Source organism: Pseudanabaena cinerea FACHB-1277, assembly GCF_014696345.1.
Lineage (GTDB): Bacteria > Cyanobacteriota > Cyanobacteriia > Pseudanabaenales > Pseudanabaenaceae > Pseudanabaena > Pseudanabaena cinerea.
Window position 1 is genome coordinate 1 of sequence record NZ_JACJPY010000018.1, and the last position, 25,117, is coordinate 25,117.

Below are 25,117 nucleotides of genomic sequence, written 5' to 3' on the forward strand. Positions count from 1 at the left end.
AATTTTGAAGGATTACCTGCAATTCTCAGAGAAAAATATGATCGGGGCGAGTACACGGAAATCCCAGATCTGCCCCATCCCTCACTGCCTTCTGATTGGGATAAGCTACTCAATCGCTTGCTTACAGGCGATCTGTATCCTCTTTTTCAATCAATTACCAACGCAGCTTTTTCAAATCCGATTTTGCTGGTGGCGCGAAATGATCTTTATGGTGCGATTAGCAACTCAAAGATTAGCGATCGCTTAGGGGCGCTTCGCGCTGGCTTAGATATGCTCTTGGCTTCGGGGTATGAGATGTCGCCAGAAAATAAAAATCTGTGGAATCAGGCGATCGCTGAATTAAATTTTCCCGATGAGGTGAAATTATGACTCAAGTAATTGAAAGGCTTGCTAATGCCACTTTTCGCAGCCAATGGCAAAATATACCTGATAGCACTTTGAAGCTAAATTTTGATGTGCTGATTGACCATTTTGGGCTAACTGATGTGGGTAGCTTTTGCCTTGTGCATTGGCAAGCAAAACCTAAGGGATTGCGGCGTTGGGGGGTGTATTGTCGCTCGGCTGATATGTATTACGCGGCTGATGAGATATTTTTTGATGAAGGCTTGACGATCCAAACCTTGCAGATGGATGAGCGGGTGGTTAAAACTGTGCCAACGGCGGTGCTATTTTTGAATGGCGCGATCGCTGAAAGCATAAACAATCAAATATTGGTGACAAAGCTATGAGTATTGGTGACATTCTGGCGATCGCTACTTTTTTGATCTCCCTTTTGGTGATCGCCTATGGCTTTGGGGCAATGGCGAACCGTTTAGAGAAAGTGGAGCGCGATTTGAATGATTTAGGGGTGAAGGTATCAACAAACTTTCAAAGATGCGATAGCGATACCCGTGAGCTAGATCGCAAAATCTCTGGGCTTGCCAATAATTTCGCAAGGCTAGATGAGCGCTGCGCGATGCTTGAGCGTGAAGAGACGATTGGGAGGATGCGTGGGTAATGGGTAAGATTTGTGACCGAAAAATCATTGTTTCGGCAATCATTACACTCCCAAATGGGACTATCTATAGATTTGAGAATCCACCTATCCCCCCTTTCTACAGACAGCCGAGAATATGGGATATCAAAGGCGATTACAGCGTAACAATTTGGAATAACGATTCCATAAAAATGACTGCTGAAGAATTTAGATTCATTACTCCTAACAATCCTTCCCCACCCCCCCCTTCAGATATTTCGTATTTAGGGCTTTTTTCGGACAAGCAGGTTTTAACCATAACTAAAATTGAAGAATTTAGGGGTAATTGCCAATGCACTCCTGATTCTTGTCGTGTGGATTGTGCTGGTGCGCCTGATGGATTTTGTTGTATTGATCACAGCCTCACGAATCGCTTGCTCCAAACTTTGCAGGGTTGAGCTAACGTTTTAGCAAGGGTAATAAACCCATGACAGATAGCTGAAATGCGAGACCACATAACATCATTGCCAGAAAGTAAGGCAAGATGCTCCATACACACCAAAGGAAAAATAGCAGTGAAGCGATCGCTGGAATTAGAAATAGCGATCGCAGATAAGTAAAAACTGACCTTGGCTTAGCTGATTTTAATTGCATAGTTGTTAACCTGCCGAAAATTCTAAATTGTCTGATTCACCACGAACGACACCGTGATTTTTATCGGCTAACCATTGAAAATATTGCCTGATTTCTTTGGTGTCTGTGTCGCGAAATATCCTGATATTTTGTTTGACCTGCCTAGCCGTGATGTAGGTGTTTTGCTTTTTGGCATAGTTGACGATCGCCTCCAATGGTGTTGACAAACCTGTTGACAAATTGTCAACGGTTGACGAGTTGACAGGCGTTGACAGCCTTTTTGGCGTGTCAAAAAGGTCTAAATCGGTGTCAACACTGTCAACGTCAACGCTGTCAACGGGGATGGTCACATAGTCTTTTGGCATCGGCAACTGTGGCAAAGCAACGCGATCAATCTTTGGTAATTCGCAGGGAAGATCGTCCAACATGGCGGGAAATTGGGCGGCGGCGATGAAGGTTTTAACCTGATCATCTTTGAGGGATTTGGCTCTATCCGCCGCAAATTTGCCAAGGCTGACGATCGCAAAGCATTCACGGATTGATCCTTGACCTTCAATGCCTAAACTCTTGACTTCGGAACCTTGGGACAAAATGATTAGCCTGATTTGGACTTTGCGGGCTTCTCTCACAATCAACATGATCTGTTCTGTAAACTTTTTGCCAAGGGTGGCAGCAGCAGCAGGGAACTCATCAATCAGCACTAGCAATGGTTCAAATTGCTTTTGTCCTTTGCCCCTTGCGTCATAGCGGCTATCCATGAGTTCGACTAAGCGATCAACTTCTTTGGCGATCGCTTTGTAATTTCTACCCATGCCGATAACATTCATACCTTGCCAGTCATCGGGCGCGGCGTGGCTGTCTAGTACGATGCTTGGTGCTGAAGCATGGCTGACCAGATACTTAACCAAGGTGCTTTTGCCCGATCCTGTTTCGCCTAATACGAGAATGTGCGGCTTAGATAATGCTTTGCGGATGTCGGAAAACATTAGCGGCGCGGGTTGTGGCTCTGGTTCAGGCATTGCGCTTTGGGGGCGCATTTCATGATCGATATACCTTTGATATGAATTTTGAGATTGAATTTCGCTGATGTGGCGGTAATTCAGTGTGTAGGCTTGCAGATCGTCTAGACGTTTAGAGACTGCGAACAGAATCGCGCTGTTGCCAAACATAAATAGCTTTGGGGCTATGCCCTGACGGGGAAGCATCACAAATATGCAGGAACAAATTGCTAGTCCATAGGCGGCTATGGAGCAATGCCGACTGTGGCGAGTTACGCGATCGCTAAGTAGTAGTTGAGATGGGTGCATATTCATACAAAAAAAGCGCTCATGGCGCTTTGATTTTTAGGACTTTTGGCAAGCTTCTAGGGCTTGCTTTAACTGCTGTTCGGTCATGTTTTGGGTGCTGATATTGCCAATATCGCAGTTTAGCTTTTGCAGTTCTTGCTCTAGGGCTTTGCGGTCAGCAAGTTTGGTTTTTGGGTGCAGGCGTTGCGGTGGTGGTGATGGTTGTGCGATCGCTTCTTCTTGTTTGGGCTGCTCTTTGGCAATAGGGCGGGTCAATCCCTCAAGGAAGTAGCCAAATAGCGATCCACTAGTGAAGGTCAGGAAGATGATCGCCGCCCAAAATTTAATCTTCGTCATCATCTGGTTCATCTGGTTCATCCTCCTCTTCGTCATCATCGGAATCCCACCAGTCTGGGTTAGCGTTGGTTAGGGCATCCCAGAATGTCCATTTTTTGGGGTCACTCATGCTGCTTGATCCTCTGGTTCGATGAGTGCCACTGATTGCGCTTCGATTTCGTTGGTGGCAACAAAGGAGGCATTGCCACTGACAAACCAACGGATAAATTTGCGCTGAATCCCTACAAGAACGGCTTTCTTTACCGCTTTCCAGTCGATGTTATCAAGTAGCTCATCGGCTACGATCTGCTCAAGGGTCAGGGTTTCTTCAGGGTTGTCATCGATGCTGATGTCAAGATTTTGATCGGGGTTGTCATCGATGCTGATGTCAAGATTTTGATCGGGGTTGGCATCGACTGCTAGGAGTTTGTTTAATTTGCGTGTCATGATGTTGATTGAATAATTTTGACGGTGTGGGCTGCGGCTCATGCCGTTTTTTTAATGATGTATTTTGTACAAAACTGGCGACCGTATCCTTTGGGCCCTAGCTCTTTCCAGTTGATATGCTCTGGGCTGTATTGCCACAAAACATAAACGGCGTAAGGTGTTAGGTGATCTATGAATCCGTCTCCTAAATACGGTTCGTTTTTGTGGTAAACCAAATCGCCTAAAGAGTAGTCATCGCCAAATAGATTAGGGCGTGGCATCGTCAGGCAAACAGGCTTTTGACGATTCAGGGTCAGGGATTGCACTGCCTGAAAACAAGACTTTTCCGCACTCTTTACCGTTTTTACGAATAAAAACTTTGGGCTTTACATTGTCTTCAAAGGTATGTAGGGATGCACCGACACTCGCATTATTGGGCAATTCAAGCTTGACGCTAAAGGGTAAAACGCCCTTTACTTCCTCAATCTGTCCTGCACCAAAATCATCTCGTTTATGGATTGAATACATCCCAGTTACCGAAACCCCTGCCTTGCCTTCATAACGAATTTCGTAAGTGTCTTTAGCCTGTGGCAAGGCTTTTGGGCTTGGGTTAGGGCTGGCAATTGGCGCGACGGCGGCGGGCGCTTTGGCTTCTGGTGTGGCAGTGACTGTCGCAGTGACGGTCACTGTGGGGACTGGGTTGATTTGGGGTAAATACCCACAACCTGTAAGTAACAAGCTAATCAAAGTTAAGCGGCGATCGCTCATGTAGTTTCCTCAACCTCTTTCATTACAAATAAATCACCCACTTCACAGTTGAAGTGGTTGCACAGCGTGTTGATCGTGGCTGCATCAATGCGATCAAACTCATTGTTATGCAGCTTATTAACGGTTGCTGTGCTTAATCCAGTCAGGCGAGAAAGTTCACGCTGGCTTAATCGCGTGTCTCTTTCTTTCATCAAAACGGCTAAGCGGCAATACATTTTTTTCACACACTAATTGTACTTGTTAGCTAAAACAATGCAATACAAGGCTTAGCTACTTCATTACAGTAGCAATATAACATACTTTTGTCTATAGACTTGACAATGTAGTAGGTAGCTGATACATTGTTATTCAAGCGGGTAACAAAACCGCTTAGAACCTTGAAAACCGAATAGGAGACACATGGAATCCAACAACAGGAAAGACCCGTTTGGTGGTCAGTTTGGACACATTCAAGTACCAGACAGAGGCATTGCTGACGCTGGGGCTTATAGCATTCTCAACGGCATCATGATGTTTGGGCTAGGTATGCTCGCTCAAGAAAATGAGCGTAACTACCAAGAAAAAATCCAAGCACAAAGGATCGCCGAGCTAGAGAAGCAACACGCTTATGAGCTAAGGGCTAAGGAGCTAGAGCTAATGGGGAGGGCGCAGGTGGAAGCGAAACAGCAACCACCGCAAGTTAACCCCTATCGCGGTGCAAACACAGTGGCAGAGCTAGAGAAAATCCTGCTAGGTCACTCACCCTCACCACAGCGTGAGGCTGTACTGCGAGAGCTGGCTAAGTACCCTGAGACGATGCCCCTAGCTCAACTCCCTACTGCTACCACCAGACTGCTAACTGGCAAATAAAAAACAAGCTTGGGGGAAACCCCAAGCCCTCTAAAACTCTTACCCAAATTAAACACCATGCAAGCTCAAGATTTGAACCGCTTTGATTTATTTTTCTTGCCTAACTGCGACCACAAGGGTACGACCATCAACACGGTCTATCAGGTCAAAGAACACACCGATGACGGAATTATCGCTCACGGCTCTTTGCAAAGCCAGTACGGATCGCTAAACCTAGACTTTTACCTCCCCAACTGGGCAGAGGTAGAGCTATTACCAATCGAGCAAGCACTATAAATCCTACCGCCCCCCTGTTGGGGGGCTTTTACTTTATCCAGAAACAAACAAAATCTATGCTTGAGCAATACATTAAAACCCCCGCCAATTCCGACTATGTTTCAGATTTTTTGGTACTACCTGAGGGGCTGAACGAAGAAGTTGTGATTGATATTTTCGTTGAGTACTTGGCTCCCATGAGGCTATCGCGCCGTGACACCTATGAGCATATGGCGGCTTTGCTGGGAGAGTGCAGCTTTATCGAAAAATACGAGTTCAGCGATGAGGGCCCTAAAAGCTTCACTGTCCTCCGCTATGAAGTCGAAATCAGCATCTAAAAAAAGGGGCGATCGCTAACTTAGCGATCGCCCCTTTTTTATGGCTTATTTCTCCTGTTCATCTGCCCGATCTGATGCTTCAGTCTATTCAATTCGCGCTCAATCTCTAAGTGATCATCAGGCTTAGCCACCTTTGTGGGCTTAGCCTGTGGCAATGGCTCATCCTTTTTGCCCTCACTCATCACCAATCGCCACGCCACGACCAGCAAAGCCAAAACTGTCAAAAGTGGCACTGCGTAAAACAAAAATATCAATGCAAAGCCCAAAAATATCTCTAGAAAGTGACTAGCCAATACAGCGATCGCTATCCCCAATATCACTAATAACAAAAGTCTAGTTGATGTACTCATGCCAATAGTTTAAATGTCATATCTACCGCTTGTAACCATCCGTCCCCCAAAAATCATTGCCGCTATCCCGATAAAAACCTCAGCCAATGATGTCGGCGTGATGGTAACTATCCCACCCATAAATATCAAAACCACGGACAGCAAAAGCATGATGAAACCTGCATTACGAGATTGCGGACTGCCAAACAAAAAAGTACATATGCCACCAATCAGTAAAACAAGGCTGCCCCCTGCGGCAAGTCCTCTAAATGTGAACAATGATATTTGTGAGCTAAAGATTATGTTCTGACCTAGAAACCAGAATCCAAAAAAGAACAGTCCTAACCCAGCTAAACGGATCATTATTTACTCCCTACCATCTGAACTACGCGATCGCTCAAAAACTTAAAAACCTCTAACTGGTCATTAGTTGGCAAGGAATCAATTTCTTTTTTTACCTTGTCCAAACGCAATGGTGAAACTTTTTTTTGACTCAAAGGTTTGCCAGTAATCATAGTTTGAAGCTCTTCAAGCGAGTACCCCAACACAGGGGCAAGCATAACAAGATTTTCGCGATCAGGTAGTCTCTCGCCAGCTTCCCAACTACCTATAGTCGTGTGACTAACGCCCACCAAACGAGCAAACTCAACTTTGGTGCGCGATCCTCTGGCTTCTTTGATTAATCTTGCAAACCTTTCTTTGTCATTCATAAATGCAAGCACACAAACATGAATGAATATTAGCATTCTTTTGTGAATGTATCCGTTCATACTTGACTATCCATATGAATGTGTGCATTAATTCATGATGAATGAACGAACACATTTATTAATACAGGATTTTATGAAAGCTAACGTTCAGATTAAAACAACCCACACTACGGCGCGAACCCTCAGGGCGCAAGCCGCCTTTGAGGGGCTAAGTACTAGCGAATTAGCCGAAAACATGATTTTGCACTGCCTCACAGATGACGAGCTATTGAAGCGACTCGTTGCCGAGTGCCACGCCGCCAAAGCCCAAGCCAAACAAGCCGCCTAAACCTGCCGCGCATCTCTACAACATCGACCCCGCCTCTCTAGGCGGCAGACTTCGCCAAACCCACCAATTTGAATAAGAACCCATGCCAAACCCATCAGGCTACTACCTAGAACTACCCACATCCATCAGCCTAAAGATCGAGCAGTTCTCGAAAATGCAGCTTTACAAACTAGCAACCGATTGTTCGTCCGAATTTGATTTTCCTTTCATGGAGGAAGAGGAATGCTTCACACCAGAGGAATTGCAAGCCCTCAACGATTTGAGCGAATCCGCTCAAATCCAACTACTCCGATGGACAACCGAACTACTCCAAGAAAAAATCCGACTCCAACAAAAAATCAGTGCAAAAGCCGCCTAACCCAATCGAAACAGCCTTTTTTGATTTTTTCAAAGCCAAAACACCATGCAACTCCAAGAAATATTCCCCAGAGAAGTCATAGACGAAATCACAGCCTTCACCCCTGCCACAAAAGCAATGGTGATATGGCAACTAGCCGATGAAGTCAGCGAAAAGCTGCCCGAATTTGCCGATCAAATCTCAGCCACCACCATGCAGTGGCTAACCGCCCTCACCACCAAACAGGCAATCCACACCATCAACCATCTATCAGCCATGCTTCTAGCGATTTATGAAGACAACTAAACTTATCCCCGCTTTGCTTACCCTCGCATTAGCATTACCCGCCTTTGCCTACAGCCAAGACCCTCGTAGTTGCGCCGATCCTCGTACCCAATTTCCTAGTAACCCGCCATGTCAGAAGCAATAGAGTATTCAACTCACGAATATCGCGCCAAGATACTTGATCTTGTGGCAAAGCTCAACGATGCCGAACGAGAGCGCGATCAATCGCAAGACAAGATCAAAAATCTGGAAGGCATCATCAACAGCAATGAAGCTGAGCAGAAATCAAGATTTGAAAAGCTTCAAACCATTGCCATCAATGGGATTGAAGCCGCAAGCCTAATCCTCACAGTCATCACCCAAGCAGACACAGCCCACTGGCAGAAAAAAGAGAACCTACGCAATGCGATCGCTGTTCTTCAAAGTGTGCAGAAGCGCATAGCCAAAGCCGATCCTTTCCCATGTCCTTTTGATGATGATTTTTAACCACTATGACACTGACACTTGCAAAACAAACAGCCCTAGTTTTGACTGAACGACTAGTTTGTCAGCCCAAACCACACAGAGCGCAATGCCTAGAGATTTTCCCCTGTTTCCATGCAAACAAGGGGTTAAAAGTAGTGATCGATCCCAGAAATGTACAAGCTAGTTACTCAACAGTCCACCCCAGTGGCTACACAGTACCTCACTCATTCATGCACTCTTTAGACAATGCCATCAAATTTTGTGACCTAGTGGCTCAAGCTTGCCCAGAGCTAACGGTCGAAGGTTTGATTCTTGTTTCTTTACCTGTAAGCGATCGCAAAAGGATAAAAGCAATTCTGCGAGAAATATCCGACAGTCTAGAGCCATTTGAAGACTAATTAAAAAAGCGCAACTAATCGAAATTTTCGAGTAGTTGCGCTTTTTTTGTCCAAAAAACAACCGAAAAACGATGAGACACAACAAATTACTAAGAGCTAAAGCTTGCACTTTGCTTAAAGTGCCTTTGTGCTGGGTTATAGACGTGATGCCCAATTGTGGGCATACCGCCTATTTTATCCATCTAATTGAACTACAGCCAAACAATCGCCACAAATTCCACACCGAATTAGTACCGGCTGAAGTCCTAGAAGCGATTGCAGTTTATCCCATGTATCAACGCGACATAAGTTCACCTCACCCATTTTATTTATGACCGCCAACATTTACGCCAAAATACCAGCCGAAGCGATCGACATCGCCGAAGCTCACCTCAATAAATCTGAATTTCGAGTCTGGCTATACCTTTGGAAAGTTGACGCATTTGGCGACAAAATGCGCGTTTTTCCATCACCAGAAAAAATTGGTGAAGCCCTAAACCTACACAAGCGAACGGTTACGAGAGCCTGTGACACCCTCGAAGAATTAGGGCTATTTACATTCAAAATCCAAGAATGGCAAGGCATCAATCATTACGGCTCCAAATCCGATCAGGCTAGAGACAAACTAGCCAAAAAATTTCAGATTGAAACCTCGGTTGTTTCTGGGTGTTGTGACAGCGCTGTCCAAAATTTGACAGAACGATCCAATTTTGGACAGAACGATCCAAATCGTGACAGCGCTGTCCAAAATTTGACAGAACGATCCCAAAAATGTACGGAGTTGTCAAATTTTGGACAGGATTGTCAAAATCAAGGCTCAAAAGTGGCTCCTGAAGCGAGTTTCACCCCCTCTAATAACTCTTTAATAACTATTAATAACTCTCTAACTAACAAGGGCGAACAAAATTTTAACGAAACCCGAAATGAGAGAGAGGAGGAGTTTATTGATTTTTCAGGAAACGGAGAAGAGAAGAATTTTGATCAAGAGGTAGAAATCGTGGAGAGCGTGCAGGCAACTTTAAAAATTGTTCAAGAGAGCCTCAATCAAAAGGGATCTAACCAAGCAGATTCAGAGAGGGAGGTCAAACCAGAAAGCGCAAACAATGGTGAGGATCATTTTTCCGCCGCGCCGCCCGAAACTTTTTTTAAAAAATTGCGAGATTTTGTGATTTATGAAGCCAAACAAGATCCCAAAATCAATGCCCCAGAGATTTGGGCAGATACCGTCATCCGCCGCAATCGCGCTGACTGGCAAGAAAAATGGGACGCATGGGAAAAATCCCGCGCTCAAACCACAACCTACACCCCGCCCAAAGTCGAAATATCCCCCGATCCTGATGTCCGCCGCCGTGCAGTTGAGGAGGCTAAAAAGCTGCTACCTGAATGGATGAGGCGCAATCGTGGTTAGCACAGTCCAACGCCCGATTTTGAAAAATCAGGCGATCGCGCCGTCCAAAATCGAAACCACAGGCACAGACCTATCCCACCTGATTACCAAACGCGATGTGCTGATGACCCTGCGCGGCTTTGATTGGCAGCATCCCCGAATGCTTGCCTATCTAGAGCGTTGCGGCGCAAAAAGCCGCCATTACCTCACCGAAAAACAACTCAAAAACCTTGTCGAAAAACTAGAAGCCCTATGAACAAATTTTGGTATGACACCAAACCCGCCGCCATTGAGCTAGGCATTGCCGAAAGGCAACTCAGGAAACTTCGCGCCGAAGGGATTCTCAAAAAAGGGCAGCATTACCGCTTTAAGAATCCCACAGCCGCAAAGCCTAAATACCTGTGGAACATTCGGGCGATCGCATTGGTGCTTGAGGGCGATCAGTCCGCGACATGATCGCATCGTATGCGCGTTGATGGTGGCGATCGCTAATCCAGTGGTGATAAATATCCGTATGCACCTGTACGCTATGCCCCATTTGCATCGCCGCCAACTCAACAGGCAAGCCAAACTCCAGAGTACGCACCGCCCAACAATGGCGCAAAGTGTAAGGCGTAAATACACCTGCGCTCTTGAAATAGCGACTCACCTTGCTACCCAGATCGCTGTTAGTTTTGCCCGTGATGTTTGGCAATTCCACATTAGCCAAATCAAAAAGCCCAACCCATTCAGGGAAGCAAGCCCAAACCCTACGCCTTCCCGTTTTGGTTTCTTCAAGCACTTGCAAGATTGGCAAAGTCGAAAAATCCAAATGGAAAACCTCATGATTTCGCAACCCATAGACCGCCATCAATCCGTAAACATAGCGCCATTGCCTGTTTGTAATCTTAAAAAATCCATCCACAATCTCTTGATCACTTGGCAAATCACGCGGCGTAACCTTCTTGGGTGAATATGTCCCAGAATACTTACGCAAATTGATTTCTAAACCTGCAAACCTAGCCAAAGCACCCAAAGCCATGCAGTAAACCTGTCTAGTCCTAGTGTCAGGCGTGGTACTAGTCACAGTTTTGTACAAAACCTCATCGGTCAAAGGTGCATCCATCGGTAAACGTTGCAAAGCCTCCCAGTAATTTTTCCGCCATGTGGACTGTGATTTAGAGTTTCTTTCCCTGCGAGTAAAGTAATCAGCCTCAAACCTGCTCACCCAATCCCCCGCCGTCATCGCTTCACTGGTTTCATTGAGATAACCCGACCACTCAAACTCACGACAATCAAGCAAAGCCCCGATCTTCCTTGCCTCTGCCTCCGCTTCTTTGATACCCACAGGGTTAGCCCTGACCCCAAGCGCTATGCGTTGCTGATAAGCTTCATGCTTCAAAGAATTTGGCTTAGGCGGTAAAGTCGCTCGAAGGTACAAGCGATCACCAATTGCTTCAATCTTTACCCCCACCTTTGCTGATTTTAAGCGTCCATTCGCTTGAGAAATTCTGGTGTCAATAGTCATAACCTAGCCCTGTTTTTAGTCTAAATTTTAGTCAAGAATAAAAAAGCAAATTTGAAAGCCTTGCTATGTATTAATTATAGGTTTTTGACTAACAGACTCAAAATCTGACGACAGCGATGTCATGAGAGTTCGATTCTCTCTTTGCCCATAGCTTAAGATCCGTAAAAATAAGGATCAATAAAATAAGGATCAATAAAATCAAGAATCAGTAGAAGTCAAGGGCAAGCTATAAAAGGGCAAACTGGTTTTGCCGCAAGGGCAGGGCTTTACCACTAGAATATAGCCTGCTTTGCGCTGTATTCTTTAGATCAATACTGAGTGTAAGTTCCTTGTAAAACCGATGACAGAAACAAAAAACTTGAAATATGCTTACTACTCTGGCTGCGTGGCTAAGGGAGCTTGCAAAGAACTACATATTTCGACAACAGCGATCGCCCGATCCTTGGGGATTGAGCTAGTGGAAATGCTTCAGGCAACCTGTTGTGGCTCAGGCACTTTCAAGGAAACCGATGAGTTGATGGAGGATGTGGTAAATGCACGAAATATTGCCCTTGCTGAAGCCTTAAATTTGCCGATGATGACCCAGTGTAGTACTTGTCAAGGGGTGATCGGACGGGTAAACGATAAACTCAAGGGGGAAGATCCAGCTCGCAAGCACGAAGTTAACCAACTGCTCCAGCAACAAGGACATAGCTTTCAGGGTTCTACCGAAGTCCTACATTTACTCTGGATTTTGATTCGGGACTATGGATTGGCAAATTTGGCGGCTAGGGTAAAGCGATCGCTGGCAAATCTTAACTGTGCAGCTTTTTATGGATGCTATCTACTGCGATCGCAAACCGTTAACCGTTTTGATGATCCTTTCAAGCCTGAATCTTTAGAAAATATATTTCGTACCCTTGGCGCAACCCCAATTTATTATGCAGGCAGGGCGCAATGTTGCGGCTGGCCGATCTCTAGTTATGCGACTAAAGAATCTTTTACTATGGCAGGGCGACATCTGACCGCCGCGATCGCCGCAGGAGCAGATTGTATTGTCACCCCTTGCCCACTGTGCCATCTCAATCTCGACTCTCGCCAGCCTGAAGTTGAGCAGGTAATTGGTCAAAAATTAGGAATCCCGATCCTCCATTTGCCACAGTTAATTGGCTTGGCGATCGGGCTATCCCCTGATGCGCTGGGTTTAGATCGTCACATCGTTGCCACCAGCTCGGTTTTACAAAAAATTATTTAAAACTTGGACTTGGCTTCGATCGCCTCCAATCGGCTCTTGAGGGTTTGGTTATCCTTTCGCAATTGATCGAGTTCTTCGCGCAATTGTTTTAGTCCTGCATCCTTGCCAATCGCTTTCTGTACCCGTTGAATTGCTTCATCGGCAGCACGGCGGACACGCCCATCGGGAGTTGAGTCAGACAGCGATCGCAATACACCCATTGCTCCTGCGCTGTCGATCTGCCCCAAAGCTGCCACTACAGACATTTGGGTCAAAAAGAAAGTCTCTTGGGCAATTACACTGAGGCGATTGAGAATCTGTTCAGTTTTGGGCTGAGATTGGGATTTACCCATCGCACCCAAGGCACGGATCGCGGCAAGGCGCAAGGGTTGTGGCACATCTGGCTCCGTGTATTTAATCACGGTTTCTAAAGCTTCATCGGCATCCTTGATTTTGGCAAGCCCCGCGATCGCGCCCGATCGCACCACCTCGTTCCAGCCCGATCTTTCTTTGAGAACCGTTTGCAGCAGCTTGATCACCTTCGATGGTTCCTTCTCAGAGCTTAGCACCGATGCCAGTTCACCTGTCAGCCTTGCCGCCGTTGCTTCAACGGTATAGCTAGGATCGCCTTTTTTCAGGATGGGCTTGATCAGATCGAGACTCTTTTGGACTTTATTTTGCGCCAAACTGGAAATTACTGCCGCTCTCACCCTTGCATCAGGATCGTTAATTGCCAGTGCTAGAGCCTCAAAGGATTGATCCAGCTTAATCGCCGCTAAGTTTTCGGCAATCTCGACTCGCACCGCCCAGAACTTTTCATTGAGCAAAGCCTCACCCAAAATCCTTGCGGCTTCCAAACCGCCTTTCTTGGCGAGTGCTTCCGCGCAGTAAATACGGGCGATGGGATCAGGATCGCACTGCAAGCCTGCCTTTAGTTCCGCAACTCCATATTCAAGGGTGACTTGCTTGAGATAGTTATTGCCTTTGTCGAAACTGATGTATTTGGGCTTATTTTTGAGAGGGAAGTAAAATGCTTGTTCCTTCTCAAATAGCCGCACTGTGAAAGTCTGGGTATCGGCAGCATCCTCAAAACCAAAGCCAATGGGAATCTTGAGATCAAATAATTCATCCTGAGTTTGGGAAACTGTGACCTTTGCCAAGTTATTATCGCCATCCCAACTGTAGCCCACCTTATATTCTGGATGTCCACCACGGAAGACATATTGATCGAAAAGCGCCATGCAGTTTTTGCCAGTGACCTCTTCGATCGCCCTCAGTAAATCGATAGTTTCCACGGTCTTGTGGGCATTGGTATTCACAAAATGATGGATTGCTTTCCAAAATAGTTCATCGCCTAGCTCGGTGCGAATCATATGATATACACAGCCGCCCTTCTCATAGATATGGCGATCGTATAGTTCGATCGCCTCACGGTAGACATGAGTAACCATGGGACGGCGATAGCGATCGCGGTCTTCAGAAATATAGCGCCTTGCCTCACCTAATAGATAATAGGCGGCTTCTTCTGCTCCATACTCATGATCTGTCCAGAGAACTTCGGCATAGGTGGCGGCTCCTTCCTTTACCCAAGCGTGTGACCAATGTTTGATCACCACCAAGTCGCCAAACCATTGATGTGCCAATTCATGGGCAACAAGGCTCTCACTAGAGCGGTTATCAAGGGCGGCACGGGCATCTAAGACACAGCGATCGGTGAGTAATGTGGTGGAAGTATTTTCCATGCCACCAAAAATGAAGTCAGCCACACAGACCTGTGCATACTTAGGAAAGGCATAGTCATAGCCATATTTTTGGCTAAAGAACTCAATCATTTTCGGGGTCTTGCCCATCGTCAGGATCGCTTCTTCGGCACTACGCGCCTTGTCAACATAGTATGTAACAGGTTTACCCTGCCATTCATCCTTAACTTCGATAAAGTCACCGATCGCCAAGGTCATCAAATAGCTAGGATGAATTTCCCGTTGATACCAGTGATAGGTCTTTTCTTGCTCCTTGCGATGTTCTTTAACTTCAACCAATTCACCATTGGAAATTACCATCAATTCCTTCGGCACACGAATCGCAATTTCGGAAGTGGCAAGTTGCCCAGGATAATCAAAGCAGGGGAACCAATAGCGAGAATCCTCATCTTCGCCCTGTGTCCAGACTTGAGTTGGTTTCTGTGGCTGATGCTCAGTGGGCTTGACAAAATAAATGCCGCGTTGGGGCTGTTCCGCAGCATAGGCGATCGCAATCTCAATGGGGACATTCGCCTTTGTGGCTTCATTAAGATAAATTTTTAAAAATTCGCCATCATAGTCAAATTTACATTGATTGTTAGGATTGGGCTTTGCTTCAATGCGATCGCTAACCGATACTGAGTCAATCCGCAAATTTACCGCATCTAAGGTCAAGTCCATCACCCCGTTTCGCACAGGACGCAACCGAATTTTGCAAGTGCCTGTAATTGAGGTGTTAGGAATATCTAATACCAAATCAAGGGCAATATGCTCTACTTGACCAGGGCGATCAGGATTGTAGTGAGGCTTAGCCCCTGGCAACTGAAAGGATTTATGCTTTTTCGCCTTGTCGCTTTCTCCATCCCAAAATCCTAATTCCAAGGTGCTTTCCCAAGATTTGCGCGTCATAGAACCTACTCTGAGTTTACTTTTTGATTAATTTTATGATATTTCTGTTTTTGACTGTTGTGCCTGATTGACTGACAAAATTGTTGGAAATCCTGTTAGTACGGAAACACGCACCCTTTAGCCCTGTAGAACCGATCCCGTTTATAAGGGAGACAGTCTAAGATATTCACAGATACTTTAGACCACAGGAGGCGGCGATGCAACCAACCAACCCCAATCAATTTACCGAAAAAGCATGGGCGGCGATCGCCAAGACCCCTGATGTGGTCAAAGCGGCGCAGCAACAACAGATCGAACCTGAACATTTACTTAAGGCATTGCTAGAAGAAGAGGGTTTAGCAAGTAGCATTTTTAGCAAGGCGGGGATTAATATTCAAAAATTGCGCGATCGCATTGACGAATTTATCAACCGTCAGCCCAAGGTCTCTAGCTCCAATACATCAGTTTATCTGGGGCGCAACCTAGAGGTGCTATTTGATCGCGCCGAAAAGGAAAAGAAAAATTTTGGCGACGAATTTATTTCCATTGAGCATATGCTACTGCCCTATTGCAAAGATGATCGCTTTGGCAAGCCGCTCTATCAAGAAATGGGACTCGATGAAGGGAAACTACGTAATATTATTCAACAAGTGCGAGGCAATCAAAAAGTGACCGACCAAAATCCTGAAAATAAATATGAAGCGCTTACCAAATATGGTCGCGATCTCACGGAACTCGCCCATGCTGGCAAGCTTGACCCTGTAATTGGACGCGATGACGAGATTCGCCGCACGATCCAAATTTTATCCCGCCGTACTAAAAATAATCCCGTTCTCATTGGTGAACCAGGGGTGGGTAAAACGGCGATCGCCGAAGGATTAGCCCAACGGATCATTAGCGGTGATGTGCCTGAATCCTTGAAAGACCGCAAGCTAATTGCCATTGATATGGGAGCCTTGATCGCAGGGGCAAAATATCGCGGTGAATTTGAAGAGCGCTTAAAAGCAGTTCTCAAGGAAGTAACGGAATCCAATGGCAACATTATTCTGTTTATTGATGAAATTCATACAGTCGTGGGTGCGGGGGCTACCCAAGGGGCAATGGATGCGGGTAACTTGCTCAAGCCTATGCTGGCGCGGGGCGAGCTGCGCTGTATCGGTGCGACCACTCTGGATGAATACCGCAAATATATTGAGAAAGATGCCGCCCTAGAGCGCCGCTTCCAACAGGTTTACATCGATCAACCTAATGTGGAAGATACAATTTCCATTCTTAGAGGTTTGCGCGATCGCTACGAATCGCACCACAATGTCACCATCTCCGATACAGCACTGGTGGCGGCGGCAACCCTATCCAATCGCTACATCAGCGATCGCTTTTTACCCGATAAGGCGATCGACTTGGTTGACGAGGCGGCAGCTAAGTTGAAGATGGAAATCACTTCCCAGCCAGAAGAACTTGATGAAATTAATCGCAAGATCATTCAGATGGAAATGGAATGTCTATCTTTGAAGAAAGAAAACGATCGCGAATCCATTGAGCGTCTAGAGAAGTTGAATAAGGAACTAGGCGATCTGAAGGAAGAACAAACCACCCTCAAAGCAAGGTGGGAAGCTGAGAAGCAAGTAATCGATAACCTTGGCAAAATCAAGGATGATATCGCCCATGTGAATGTGGAAATTCAACAGGCAGAACGGGACTATGATCTGAGCAAGGCGGCGGAATTGAAGTACGGCAAGCTCACTGATTTGCAGCGTAAGTTGGAAATTGCCGAGGTGAATCTGGAAGAGGCAAAAACCTCTGGGCGATCGCTGCTGCGTCAAGAAGTCACCGAAGAGGACATTGCCGAAATCATTTCCAAATGGTCGGGCATTCCTGTCAGTAAGCTAGTGGAATCAGAAAAAGAGAAGCTCCTGCAACTCGAAGATGTGCTACACGATCGCGTGGTTGGTCAAGAAGAAGCGGTCACGGCGATCGCCGATGCCATCCAAAGATCCCGTGCAGGGCTTGCCGATCCCAATCGCCCCATCGCTAGTTTCATTTTCCTAGGACCCACGGGCGTTGGCAAAACCGAACTCGCCAAGGCCCTCGCCGCTTATCTCTTTGATACCGAGGAGTCAATGGTGCGGATCGATATGTCTGAGTACATGGAGAAGCATAGCGTCTCGCGCCTAGTTGGTGCGCCCCCAGGGTATGTCGGCTATGAGGAAGGTGGACAACTTACCGAAGCCGTGCGCCGCCGTCCCTACGCGGTGATTCTCTTTGATGAAATCGAGAAAGCACATCCCGATGTGTTTAACATCATGTTGCAAATCCTTGATGATGGGCGCGTGACCGATTCCCAAGGGCGTACCGTTGACTTCAAGAACTCGATCATCATCATGACCAGTAACGTTGGCTCGCAGTTCATTCTCGATATTGCAGGGGATGATTCTAAATACGAAGAAATGCGCGATCGCGTCATGGAATCGATGCGCTCTAGCTTCCGTCCTGAGTTCCTAAACCGCATTGATGAAATCGTGATCTTCCATGCCCTGCGCCGTGAGGAATTGCGCCGCATCGTTAAATTACAAGTGCAACGTCTCGAAAAACGCCTTGATGAACGCCGTATGAGCCTGAAACTGGCTGACGCGGCTTTGGACTTCATTGCTGAAGTTGGCTATGACCCTGTATATGGTGCAAGACCCCTAAAGCGGATCATTCAACGTCAATTGGAAACCCAAATTGCTAAGAGCATTCTGCGCGGCGACTTTGCTGAGGGCGATACTATTTTTGTGGATATCGAGAATGAACGCTTAGCCTTCAAGCGCTTATCGTCAGATTTAATTACGATTTAACTATATTGCGTTAACAATTTTTTCAAATGAGCATTTAATCTTAGAGGCTGTTTGAAAAGCTCTAACCCCCCTCAATCCCCCTTGCAAAGGGGGAAGAAGAAAATTCTCCCCCCTTTTTTCAAGGGGGGCTGGGGGGGGATCAAAACCTGAAAACGTAGTCAGAGAGACTTGTGTGTACACCGTAGCTTTGTAAGGGGGAAAGGGGGGATCAATCGACATTTTTAGCGAATGTCTAGACTTCTCAAACAGGCTCTTACAGCGCAAAGCGCCATAAGACTCTAGTTGAACTGCTCTGCCCAGTCAGATATCCAGTTAAGGGTTTTATGTACAAGTTCGGGCGTACTCGCCTCACAATACAGTCGCAATAGTGGCTCAGTGCCACTAAACCTCACTAGCAACCAACTACCATCTGCCAAGCGGAACTTAAAGCCATCGGGAGCCGTGGATTCGATGACTTTGCGACCAGCAATTTCGGTCAAGGAAAATTGTTGCAAAGTCGCAATCAGTTTTTCTCTCGCCGCCATACCTGACAGTTTCTTATCGATGCGATCGTAATGAGAAAAGAAGTTAGTTTGCTGTTGAAGATGGCGATAAATTTGACTAAGATCCTGTCCCGATTTGGCGATCGCCTCCAATACATAGAGCGCTGACAATAACGCATCTCGTTCAGGAATATGATTACCATAGCCAATGCCACCAGATTCTTCACCGCCCAAGAGACATGGCACGCCCGACAGCATTCGCTCAGCAATATATTTGTAGCCCACAGGGGTCTCGTAAACGGGTAAGTCGAATAGTTGCGCGACTTTGGGCATTAGGTCAGAGCCGCTAATGGTTTTAATTAATTCGCCTTTAAAGTTGCGATATTTGGCGAGGTGTTCTAAGAGAATGGGAATGAGGATTTGGGAACTTAGGAAATTGCCTGTGCTGTCAACAGCCGCAATGCGATCGGCATCGCCATCAAATACAAAGCCCACGGCAGTCTTGTCTGGATATTGATGATGGTGGGCTTTGACCTGATCCAATAACTCGGAAATATAGCGCGGTAATGGTTCGGGTGCGCCGCCCCCAAATAGTGGATCGCTCTCGCTATTAATTTCATGAAGGTTAGTGAGATCCGTAATTTCGAGGATTTTGGCGAGTCCTGTGGCGGCGGCTCCATGCATCACATCTACAAATACCGTCAATTCTCCCGTGGCGATCGCTTCCTTAATGATGTCAATATCAACCTTGCCCCGCAAAACTTGACAATAGCTCTGCCAAGGGTCAAAGAGGGTAATCGTACCTTTTTGGGGAGCTTCATAATTAAAATCACCGCTTTCTAAAATTGCTTCTACTTTGGCGGTGAGTTCAGGAGCAACAGAGCCACCAAATGCACCCTTAATCTTCAGCCCTGAATAGTTGGCAGGGTTGTGGCTCGCAGTGATAACTAATGCACCAAGGGCTTGGCGATCGTAAGCAGCCCAACTAAAGGCGGGAGTGGGGGCAAAGCCATCGGCAAGCAGCACATCAAACCCGATCGCTGTCACTGACTCAGCCACCCGTTTGGCAAAATCCGCAGACATAAATCGGCGATCATAACCTACGATGATCTGATTGCTGCCATTACCGAAGGTCTCTTGCAATATATGGGCAGCGATCGGAGCGACTGCCGCTAAGCGATCATAGGTAAAGTCATCGGCGATGATGCCGCGCCAACCGTCAGTACCAAAGCGAATCGGATTTTGTAAAATATACTTGCCTTGCATAAGCCCTTGAAAATATCTAACGGTATCAAGTTTACAGTGCTTTCCTTGCCTACTCCCTTCCCATTCAAAAATTAGTGGGCGGCACGAAAAGACTCTAAAAGACCCTAAAGATGCCGCAGCGCAGCAACTTCAAGGTCTTCTATTGATTGTGACCCAACCACAAAGTGCTGTAAATCACAAAATCCCTTCGGCTTTCGCCATTGATAGCATGAGGTCTATCACCCGACAGGAATAACCCCATTCATTGTCGTACCATGACACGACCTTAAAGAAGTTGGAATTTAGTTCAATACCCGCACCTGCATCAAAAATGCTCGATCGCGAATCGCCTTTAAAATCCATGGAGGCAACCTCCTCATCGGTATAGCCCAGAATACCTTGAAGGCTACCCTCAGAAGCCGCCTTCATCGCCGCACAAATTTCTTGGTAACTGGTGGCATTGACGGTTTTGAAGGTCAAATCCACTACGGATACATCGGGGGTTGGCACACGAAAAGCCATGCCCGTTAGTTTGCCCTTGAGTTCGGGTAAAACCAGAGCCACTGCCTTTGCTGCACCAGTAGAAGAAGGAATAATATTTTGACTAGCACCACGTCCACCACGCCAATCCTTTTTGCTAGGTCCATCAACCGTTGGTTGGGTGGCGGTCATGGCATGAACTGTGGTCATCAGCCCTTCGGCAATGCCAAAACTGTCATTGAGAACCTTAGCGATCGGTGCGAGGCAATTGGTAGTGCAACTGGCATTGGAAACGATCAAATCCGTTGCAGGGTTAAATTTAGTGTGATTGACCCCCATTAGTAGGGTTGGCACACGATCGGGGTCTTTAGTGGGTGCAGAAATAATCACCCGCTTAGCCCCCGCATTGACATGGTTGATTGCCCCCGCATAGTCCGTGAATAAGCCCGTCGACTCCACTATATAATCGGCTCCGAGGCTGCCCCAAGGTAATTCCGCAGGGTTGCGAATTGCCGAGCAAGGTACAAATAGACCATCGATTTCGATGCCATCAGGTTTAGCAGCGATCGCGCCTTGGTAAATACCATGAGTGGAATCATATTTAAGTAGATAGGCGAGATTATCCGCAGGGACTAAATCGTTAATGCCCACAATCTCTATTTCAGGATGCTTCGCCGCAACCCTCACCACTAATCTACCGATTCTGCCAAATCCATTGATACCAATTCTGAGCTTAGCCATATTTCGCTTGTTTAGCTTATCTATAGTGCTTCGCGATTATGCTAACCCAAGTTTTTAAAGTCACAGTTTATCTTAATCTATCTATTAGAATTCAAAAGCGTTACCAATTTGCAATGGCAAAAAGACCATATTTGCAAAATTTTTTGCCTCACAGTATCTTAAGACCAATTCATGAATTAATTTTATAAAATGTATGCAATTTATCAATCCCAAAATTGACTATGCCTTCAAGAAGATATTTGGCTCACAACAAAGTCATAATATCTTGATTAGCTTTCTCAATGCGCTGCTTTATGACGGCAAACCTACAATTCAAGATCTAGAAATTATCGATCCCTACCTTGCTCCCAAAATACGCGGCATTAAGGATAGCTATGTAGATGTAAAAGCAACGATCAAAGACACAAGCGATCGCACTTCCTCAGTGATTATTGAGATGCAGGTGTTGAATGTGGAAGGGTTTGAAAATCGCATTTTATACAATGCGGCGAAGGCTGATCCTGGGCAGTTAATTATTGACAATGACTATACCGATCTAGAACCTGTGATTGTCCTTACGATCGCTGACTTTGAAGTGTTTCCTGAACTAGAGCAGAGCATCTCGCATTTCATGCTTAAAGATAAAATCTATCTTACTGACTATCCAATTTATGACATTGAGCTAGTATTCGTCGAATTACCAAAATTTCGGAAAGAATTAGCAGAGTTGGAAACTTTGACCGACAAGTGGATCTACTTCATGAAGTCAGCACAAAAGTTAGACTCAATACCATTAGTGATGCAGACCGTGCCAGAGATTAGCCAAGCATTTGAACTTGCCAAAAAAGCCAACATGACCCCCGATTATAGAAACTATCATCTATAGCCATAGCCAAGCAAGTTAAAACCCAAAAGAGAGTTGCGGCGCGAAGCGCCGCAACTCTCTTTTGGGTTTTGGGTTTGTCCTAACATAACTGACTACAGCTATACTTCCAAAAAGATAATGCAGCCCACTACGCGGACTGCATTGTTCTTTTATTTAGAAAAGCTAAAAGCTAAAGGCTAAAAGCTAAAAGCTAAAAGCTAAACCATTGTTGGCATCTTCGATTGAGTGGGTGCAAAGCTTGGCACAACAATCGACTTATCTTGCTTAGTCAGGCGGTTGTATAGCTCCTGAGTATTGGGATAGTTTGCCGCAGGGAAGGTTTCAAAGCGGTTGTAAGGAACCACATCTTCACCAAAGGCTTCACCGAACTCCATGCTATTCACCATCTCTGTCACCATCGCCTTAATGCCGCTAGAAGCCAAAATCACATTGTATTTACGGATTTCTGCTTGATCGATGGGCGCACGTCCGAGGAAATGCTTAGTGCCGAGTTCGATCACCTTGGTGTTGGGGAATGGTGCATAGAATTCCTTGATGTAAAGATCGGAAGTACCGATCGCCAAAATGAATTCCTTAACGGTAATTTCGCGATTCTTCAGCTTGGAGGCATACTGGCTAAACTGCTCGGAGGCAACATAGGCATCCATATCACGCTCGAATACTTGACGGTAGGCGGCGCGTACCAAAGCGGCGGTTTCCACAGGATCGGTATTGGTGAGCTTGAAGATCTTGCGTTGTTCGCGCTTCTTGTCAACACCTTGGTTAATGCGATCGCGAATTGATACAGCCGAACGCTCTTCGGTAACTTGACCTAGTTCCACAAACTTAGGCGTAGTCTCAACCACCACCTTAGTGCCTTTTTCTTCGGTCAATGTACCCATACGGTTATTCCGCAAAGATACACCCGCAGGGGTCAAATAACGCTCATAGGGAACCGTATCCTCACCAAAGGCTTGCTCGTATTCCTTGGTGTCCATGATCGCATCCACCACCGCATAGAAGCCCTTCTTCGAGGCGATATCGAAGTAAGCATTCATTTCTTGGCGGCCATAGGTGGGGCGACCCAAGAGGCGGCGATGGGTATATTCGATCGCCTTACAAACATAGAGCTTGCTCCAGTAGCGATCGCGGAAAATTGGCGATTTGGTCAAAATTCTCACAAACTCGCGGACTGAGATTTGACCATTTTCGAGTCTGGTTTCTGCCGCCGACAGACGTTGACCAGAGTAAGGAATAAAGCCAATGATCTGCAAGTAAATCGCGCGGATTACAGCTTGGGTTGAGGTTTCGGAGTTTGTAATGCTTACACCTTTAACCTTAGTCGATTTACCCTTAGTAATTTTGACACTATCGCGTTGGGTTTGATCGAGCTTGAAGACCTTGGGAGCCATGGGATCGATGGAGCCTGTGGCACTAGGATTGCCCAATTGGTTGGTGATGCCAGCGCCATTGCGGATCAAGATGCGGCGAGTGTCTTTACCAAAGGGGGCCGGTGAGGCATTGGGGTTGCGGGTTTCTTTAGGGAAGATCGCGCCAAACTGGATTTCGAGGGGATCGTTGCCAGCGCCGTAAACGTGCTGATCGGGCAGAGGCTGATTGTAGGCAGCGAACAGGGTGATGAACTGAGGAACTTTACGGAAAGGAGCCGAGTAGTTGAACAGGTCGAACTGTGCGCCCCAGTTACGAGCGGTTTGCGCCTCTTGTCCCAAACCGCGCAGGTAAGGCACGGTTTCTTCACCGAAATAGTCGCTGTACTCGCGGGAATTTACCAATGCATCAACAAGGGCATTTAAACCACCCTTAGAGACGATCGCAAAGTACTTGGCAACTTCTTCGCGGCTTTCAGGGGAGCGACCTAAGAAATGCTTGAATGCCAACTCAACGGCGCGGGAGTTGATGAAGGGCAGAAAGAATTGGTCGCGGTACAAAGGCGATTTACCTAAACGGCGTACATACTCGCGCATGGAGATTTCGCCATTTTTTACCTTGGAGTCGAGGTCAGAGACGCTCTGGCTATAGGCTTTGGTAATGTCGCGCTCAAAAATTTGACGATAAGCAGCCCTGATGACTTCATTCTTTTCGCTAGTGGATAAGCCCGTCTTCATTACGAATTTCTGACGACGCTCGGCGGTGTTGAAATAAATCTGAGGTAATTCTAGACCTTGCAGATCTTCAGAATTACGCTGACGCACTTTGGGCGAAGGGGTGGGTGCTTTGAATTCAGCGATCGCCACATCCATATATTGCTTGATGATGTCAATTGCCACAGGATCATTCAAGAAGTAGCCCACTGCCGCCTGCTTCATGGTTTGCAAAGCCACAATCGTGGCATCGGTGGAGCAAGCTGCTTCAATAATTTCCCGCAAGCCGCGCACGTTCTGCGCCAAAATATTGGGATCACCTGCCACGATCGCATAGGTGGCATAGCGCAAAAACCATGACAAGTCACGCAGGGACTTCTTCATGCGGTCAGCGCCATAACGAGAAATATTGATGGGGCGGAAATTGGGCGGTGGGGCATCGATTACGCCCGTAATGCCAGTATTGGCAAAAAAGTTTTTAATTGCGCCTAAGAAACCACCTTCACCAGTGGCTTCAGCATAAATAGTTGTACCCAACTCCATGCCGCGCTTGATGTCTACGATGCGACCAGCGCGATCTACCTCTAGCTCTTCATCGCTCTTTGGTCTTTCCAAGAAAGCCATCGCCGAACCACCTGTAAAAATACGGCTGGCAGCTTTAGAAACGATATTTTCAGAGTTTTGGGTAATGATCGCCGCGATTTCAATACGCTTTTGACCAGATTGAAAATAAGTTGATAGATCCTCTAGTTCGCTACGGGTAGCGAAACGATCCTGCTGCTCAATCTGCGAAATTGTGGAAGATATAGCGGTCTGATATAGACGAGGGCGGGCATTTACTGCACCACTTGACGCTGTTACGCTCATGGGTCTGCCTTATGATCTTTAAAGGGTATGTAAAAAAGTCGAAATAATATCTACCCAGTATAGGGTTTTCCAACTCATAAATCTAACTCTATCTCATCAGAAAATGCC

The 25,117-nt window shown here is 46.4% G+C and carries 32 protein-coding genes and 1 pseudogene; 19 read left to right on the forward strand and 14 right to left on the reverse strand.

What is annotated here, in order from left to right; genetic code table 11:
• The 3 genes from H6F44_RS07790 to H6F44_RS07800 form a co-directional block, all read left to right on the forward strand.
• Nucleotides 1–369: hypothetical protein (locus H6F44_RS07790; protein ID WP_190350395.1), on the forward strand; the 369-nt coding region annotated here is incomplete at its 5' end.
• Nucleotides 366–728 (forward strand): hypothetical protein, encoded by a 363-nt coding sequence (locus H6F44_RS07795; protein ID WP_190350396.1) that lies wholly within the window; start codon nt 366–368, stop codon nt 726–728. The genes H6F44_RS07790 and H6F44_RS07795, both read left to right, overlap by 4 nt.
• Complete coding sequence (locus tag H6F44_RS07800; RefSeq protein WP_190350397.1) at nt 725–997, forward strand: hypothetical protein; 273 nt, start codon at nt 725–727, stop codon at nt 995–997. The genes H6F44_RS07795 and H6F44_RS07800 overlap by 4 nt, the downstream gene beginning before the upstream one ends.
• 417 nt (nt 998–1,414) lie before the next feature.
• Here the strand turns inward: H6F44_RS07800 and H6F44_RS07805 are convergent, their stop codons facing one another.
• From H6F44_RS07805 to H6F44_RS07830, 7 genes are all read right to left on the reverse strand, one after another.
• A complete protein-coding gene (locus tag H6F44_RS07805) occupies nt 1,415–1,609 on the reverse strand; it encodes a hypothetical protein (protein WP_190350398.1) in 195 nt (64 codons plus the stop codon).
• A gap of 5 nt (nt 1,610–1,614) precedes the next feature.
• Nucleotides 1,615–2,901, reverse strand: a complete 1,287-nt coding sequence (locus H6F44_RS07810) for a helicase HerA domain-containing protein (protein WP_190350399.1) — start codon at nt 2,899–2,901, stop codon at nt 1,615–1,617.
• 30 nt (nt 2,902–2,931) lie between these two features.
• The gene (locus tag H6F44_RS07815) at nt 2,932–3,243 is read right to left on the reverse strand and encodes a hypothetical protein (protein ID WP_190350400.1); all 312 of its coding nucleotides are present in this window, start codon (nt 3,241–3,243) and stop codon (nt 2,932–2,934) included.
• Nucleotides 3,218–3,340, reverse strand: coding sequence for a hypothetical protein (locus H6F44_RS23520; protein ID WP_277874114.1), 123 nt, complete (start codon nt 3,338–3,340; stop codon nt 3,218–3,220). The genes H6F44_RS07815 and H6F44_RS23520 overlap by 26 nt, the downstream gene beginning before the upstream one ends.
• Nucleotides 3,337–3,657 (reverse strand): hypothetical protein, encoded by a 321-nt coding sequence (locus H6F44_RS07820; RefSeq protein WP_190350401.1) that lies wholly within the window; start codon nt 3,655–3,657, stop codon nt 3,337–3,339. The genes H6F44_RS23520 and H6F44_RS07820 overlap by 4 nt, the downstream gene beginning before the upstream one ends.
• Before the next feature lie 246 nt (nt 3,658–3,903).
• Entirely contained in the window at nt 3,904–4,404 is a 501-nt protein-coding gene (locus H6F44_RS07825; protein WP_190350402.1) for a hypothetical protein, read from the reverse strand.
• Nucleotides 4,401–4,619: a helix-turn-helix domain-containing protein gene (locus H6F44_RS07830; RefSeq protein ID WP_242016489.1), complete on the reverse strand. Its 219-nt coding sequence runs from the start codon at nt 4,617–4,619 to the stop codon at nt 4,401–4,403. Before H6F44_RS07830 ends, H6F44_RS07825 begins: the two co-directional genes overlap by 4 nt.
• Nucleotides 4,620–4,803: 184 nt before the next feature.
• On the opposite strand from H6F44_RS07830, the gene H6F44_RS07835 reads away from it, so the two are divergent.
• From H6F44_RS07835 to H6F44_RS07845, 3 genes are read left to right on the forward strand one after another with little or no spacing between them, the layout of a single operon-like run.
• Nucleotides 4,804–5,253, forward strand: coding sequence for a hypothetical protein (locus tag H6F44_RS07835; protein ID WP_190350404.1), 450 nt, complete (start codon nt 4,804–4,806; stop codon nt 5,251–5,253).
• Between the two features lie 57 nt (nt 5,254–5,310).
• A complete protein-coding gene (locus tag H6F44_RS07840; protein WP_190350405.1) occupies nt 5,311–5,529 on the forward strand; it encodes a hypothetical protein in 219 nt (72 codons plus the stop codon).
• A 56-nt stretch (nt 5,530–5,585) separates the two neighbouring features.
• Nucleotides 5,586–5,846, forward strand: a complete 261-nt coding sequence (locus H6F44_RS07845) for a hypothetical protein (RefSeq protein ID WP_190350406.1) — start codon at nt 5,586–5,588, stop codon at nt 5,844–5,846.
• Between the two features lie 38 nt (nt 5,847–5,884).
• Here the strand turns inward: H6F44_RS07845 and H6F44_RS07850 are convergent, their stop codons facing one another.
• Nucleotides 5,885–6,196 (reverse strand): hypothetical protein, encoded by a 312-nt coding sequence (locus tag H6F44_RS07850; protein ID WP_190350407.1) that lies wholly within the window; start codon nt 6,194–6,196, stop codon nt 5,885–5,887.
• 13 nt (nt 6,197–6,209) lie between these two features.
• Here H6F44_RS07850 and H6F44_RS07855 point away from each other — a divergent pair, with 13 nt between their 5' ends.
• Nucleotides 6,210–6,485: a hypothetical protein gene (locus tag H6F44_RS07855; RefSeq protein WP_190350408.1), complete on the forward strand. Its 276-nt coding sequence runs from the start codon at nt 6,210–6,212 to the stop codon at nt 6,483–6,485.
• 52 nt (nt 6,486–6,537) lie between these two features.
• On the opposite strand, the gene H6F44_RS07860 is transcribed toward H6F44_RS07855, so the two are convergent.
• Nucleotides 6,538–6,945, reverse strand: coding sequence for a helix-turn-helix transcriptional regulator (locus H6F44_RS07860; protein ID WP_190350409.1), 408 nt, complete (start codon nt 6,943–6,945; stop codon nt 6,538–6,540).
• Between the two features lie 73 nt (nt 6,946–7,018).
• On the opposite strand from H6F44_RS07860, the gene H6F44_RS07865 reads away from it, so the two are divergent.
• The 9 genes from H6F44_RS07865 to H6F44_RS07905 all read left to right on the forward strand — a co-directional run bounded on the left by H6F44_RS07865 (nt 7,019) and on the right by H6F44_RS07905 (nt 10,520).
• A complete protein-coding gene (locus H6F44_RS07865; protein ID WP_190350410.1) occupies nt 7,019–7,213 on the forward strand; it encodes a hypothetical protein in 195 nt (64 codons plus the stop codon).
• 82 nt (nt 7,214–7,295) lie between these two features.
• Nucleotides 7,296–7,571: a hypothetical protein gene (locus H6F44_RS07870; protein ID WP_190350411.1), complete on the forward strand. Its 276-nt coding sequence runs from the start codon at nt 7,296–7,298 to the stop codon at nt 7,569–7,571.
• A gap of 45 nt (nt 7,572–7,616) precedes the next feature.
• Nucleotides 7,617–7,856 carry a hypothetical protein gene (locus H6F44_RS07875; RefSeq protein ID WP_190350412.1) on the forward strand — a complete coding sequence of 80 codons (240 nt, stop codon included), beginning with the start codon at nt 7,617–7,619 and terminating at the stop codon, nt 7,854–7,856.
• Nucleotides 7,843–7,980, forward strand: a complete 138-nt coding sequence (locus H6F44_RS07880) for a hypothetical protein (RefSeq protein WP_190350413.1) — start codon at nt 7,843–7,845, stop codon at nt 7,978–7,980. Before H6F44_RS07875 ends, H6F44_RS07880 begins: the two co-directional genes overlap by 14 nt.
• Nucleotides 7,965–8,321, forward strand: coding sequence for a hypothetical protein (locus tag H6F44_RS07885; protein WP_190350414.1), 357 nt, complete (start codon nt 7,965–7,967; stop codon nt 8,319–8,321). The genes H6F44_RS07880 and H6F44_RS07885 overlap by 16 nt, the downstream gene beginning before the upstream one ends.
• A 5-nt stretch (nt 8,322–8,326) precedes the next feature.
• A complete protein-coding gene (locus tag H6F44_RS07890) occupies nt 8,327–8,698 on the forward strand; it encodes a hypothetical protein (RefSeq protein WP_190350415.1) in 372 nt (123 codons plus the stop codon).
• Nucleotides 8,699–9,008: 310 nt separating this feature from the next.
• Nucleotides 9,009–10,085, forward strand: a complete 1,077-nt coding sequence (locus H6F44_RS07895; RefSeq protein WP_190350416.1) for a helix-turn-helix domain-containing protein — start codon at nt 9,009–9,011, stop codon at nt 10,083–10,085.
• Complete coding sequence (locus H6F44_RS07900; RefSeq protein ID WP_190350417.1) at nt 10,078–10,320, forward strand: hypothetical protein; 243 nt, start codon at nt 10,078–10,080, stop codon at nt 10,318–10,320. Before H6F44_RS07895 ends, H6F44_RS07900 begins: the two co-directional genes overlap by 8 nt.
• Entirely contained in the window at nt 10,317–10,520 is a 204-nt protein-coding gene (locus H6F44_RS07905) for a DNA-binding protein (protein ID WP_190350418.1), read from the forward strand. Before H6F44_RS07900 ends, H6F44_RS07905 begins: the two co-directional genes overlap by 4 nt.
• Here the strand turns inward: H6F44_RS07905 and H6F44_RS23110 are convergent.
• On the reverse strand, nt 10,456–11,571 hold the full coding sequence (locus tag H6F44_RS23110; protein WP_190350419.1) for a site-specific integrase: 1,116 nt from the start codon (nt 11,569–11,571) through the stop codon (nt 10,456–10,458). The genes H6F44_RS07905 and H6F44_RS23110 overlap by 65 nt on opposite strands.
• Nucleotides 11,572–11,911: 340 nt before the next feature.
• On the opposite strand from H6F44_RS23110, the gene H6F44_RS07915 reads away from it, so the two are divergent.
• The gene (locus tag H6F44_RS07915) at nt 11,912–12,805 is read left to right on the forward strand and encodes a CoB--CoM heterodisulfide reductase iron-sulfur subunit B family protein (protein WP_190350420.1); all 894 of its coding nucleotides are present in this window, start codon (nt 11,912–11,914) and stop codon (nt 12,803–12,805) included.
• Here H6F44_RS07915 and H6F44_RS07920 read toward each other — a convergent pair.
• The gene (locus H6F44_RS07920; protein ID WP_190350421.1) at nt 12,802–15,432 is read right to left on the reverse strand and encodes a M1 family metallopeptidase; all 2,631 of its coding nucleotides are present in this window, start codon (nt 15,430–15,432) and stop codon (nt 12,802–12,804) included. The two genes, H6F44_RS07915 and H6F44_RS07920, sit on opposite strands and share 4 nt — an antisense overlap.
• Nucleotides 15,433–15,629: 197 nt before the next feature.
• Between H6F44_RS07920 and clpB the strand changes: the two genes are divergently transcribed.
• Nucleotides 15,630–18,248 (forward strand): ATP-dependent chaperone ClpB, encoded by a 2,619-nt coding sequence (clpB, locus tag H6F44_RS07925; protein WP_190350422.1) that lies wholly within the window; start codon nt 15,630–15,632, stop codon nt 18,246–18,248.
• Nucleotides 18,249–18,526: 278 nt separating this feature from the next.
• On the opposite strand, the gene H6F44_RS07930 is transcribed toward clpB, so the two are convergent.
• Both H6F44_RS07930 and gap read right to left on the reverse strand, forming a co-directional pair.
• The gene (locus H6F44_RS07930) at nt 18,527–19,996 is read right to left on the reverse strand and encodes a phosphoglucomutase/phosphomannomutase family protein (RefSeq protein WP_190350423.1); all 1,470 of its coding nucleotides are present in this window, start codon (nt 19,994–19,996) and stop codon (nt 18,527–18,529) included.
• 174 nt (nt 19,997–20,170) lie between these two features.
• Complete coding sequence (gene gap, locus H6F44_RS07935) at nt 20,171–21,196, reverse strand: type I glyceraldehyde-3-phosphate dehydrogenase (RefSeq protein WP_190350424.1); 1,026 nt, start codon at nt 21,194–21,196, stop codon at nt 20,171–20,173.
• Between the two features lie 193 nt (nt 21,197–21,389).
• On the opposite strand from gap, the pseudogene H6F44_RS07940 reads away from it, so the two are divergent.
• Nucleotides 21,390–22,034 (forward strand): annotated as a pseudogene (locus H6F44_RS07940) (Rpn family recombination-promoting nuclease/putative transposase); the annotation flags it as partial.
• 224 nt (nt 22,035–22,258) lie between these two features.
• Here H6F44_RS07940 and H6F44_RS07945 read toward each other — a convergent pair.
• Nucleotides 22,259–25,009: a phycobilisome rod-core linker polypeptide gene (locus H6F44_RS07945; protein ID WP_190350426.1), complete on the reverse strand. Its 2,751-nt coding sequence runs from the start codon at nt 25,007–25,009 to the stop codon at nt 22,259–22,261.
• Between the last annotated feature and the right edge of the window lie 108 nt (nt 25,010–25,117).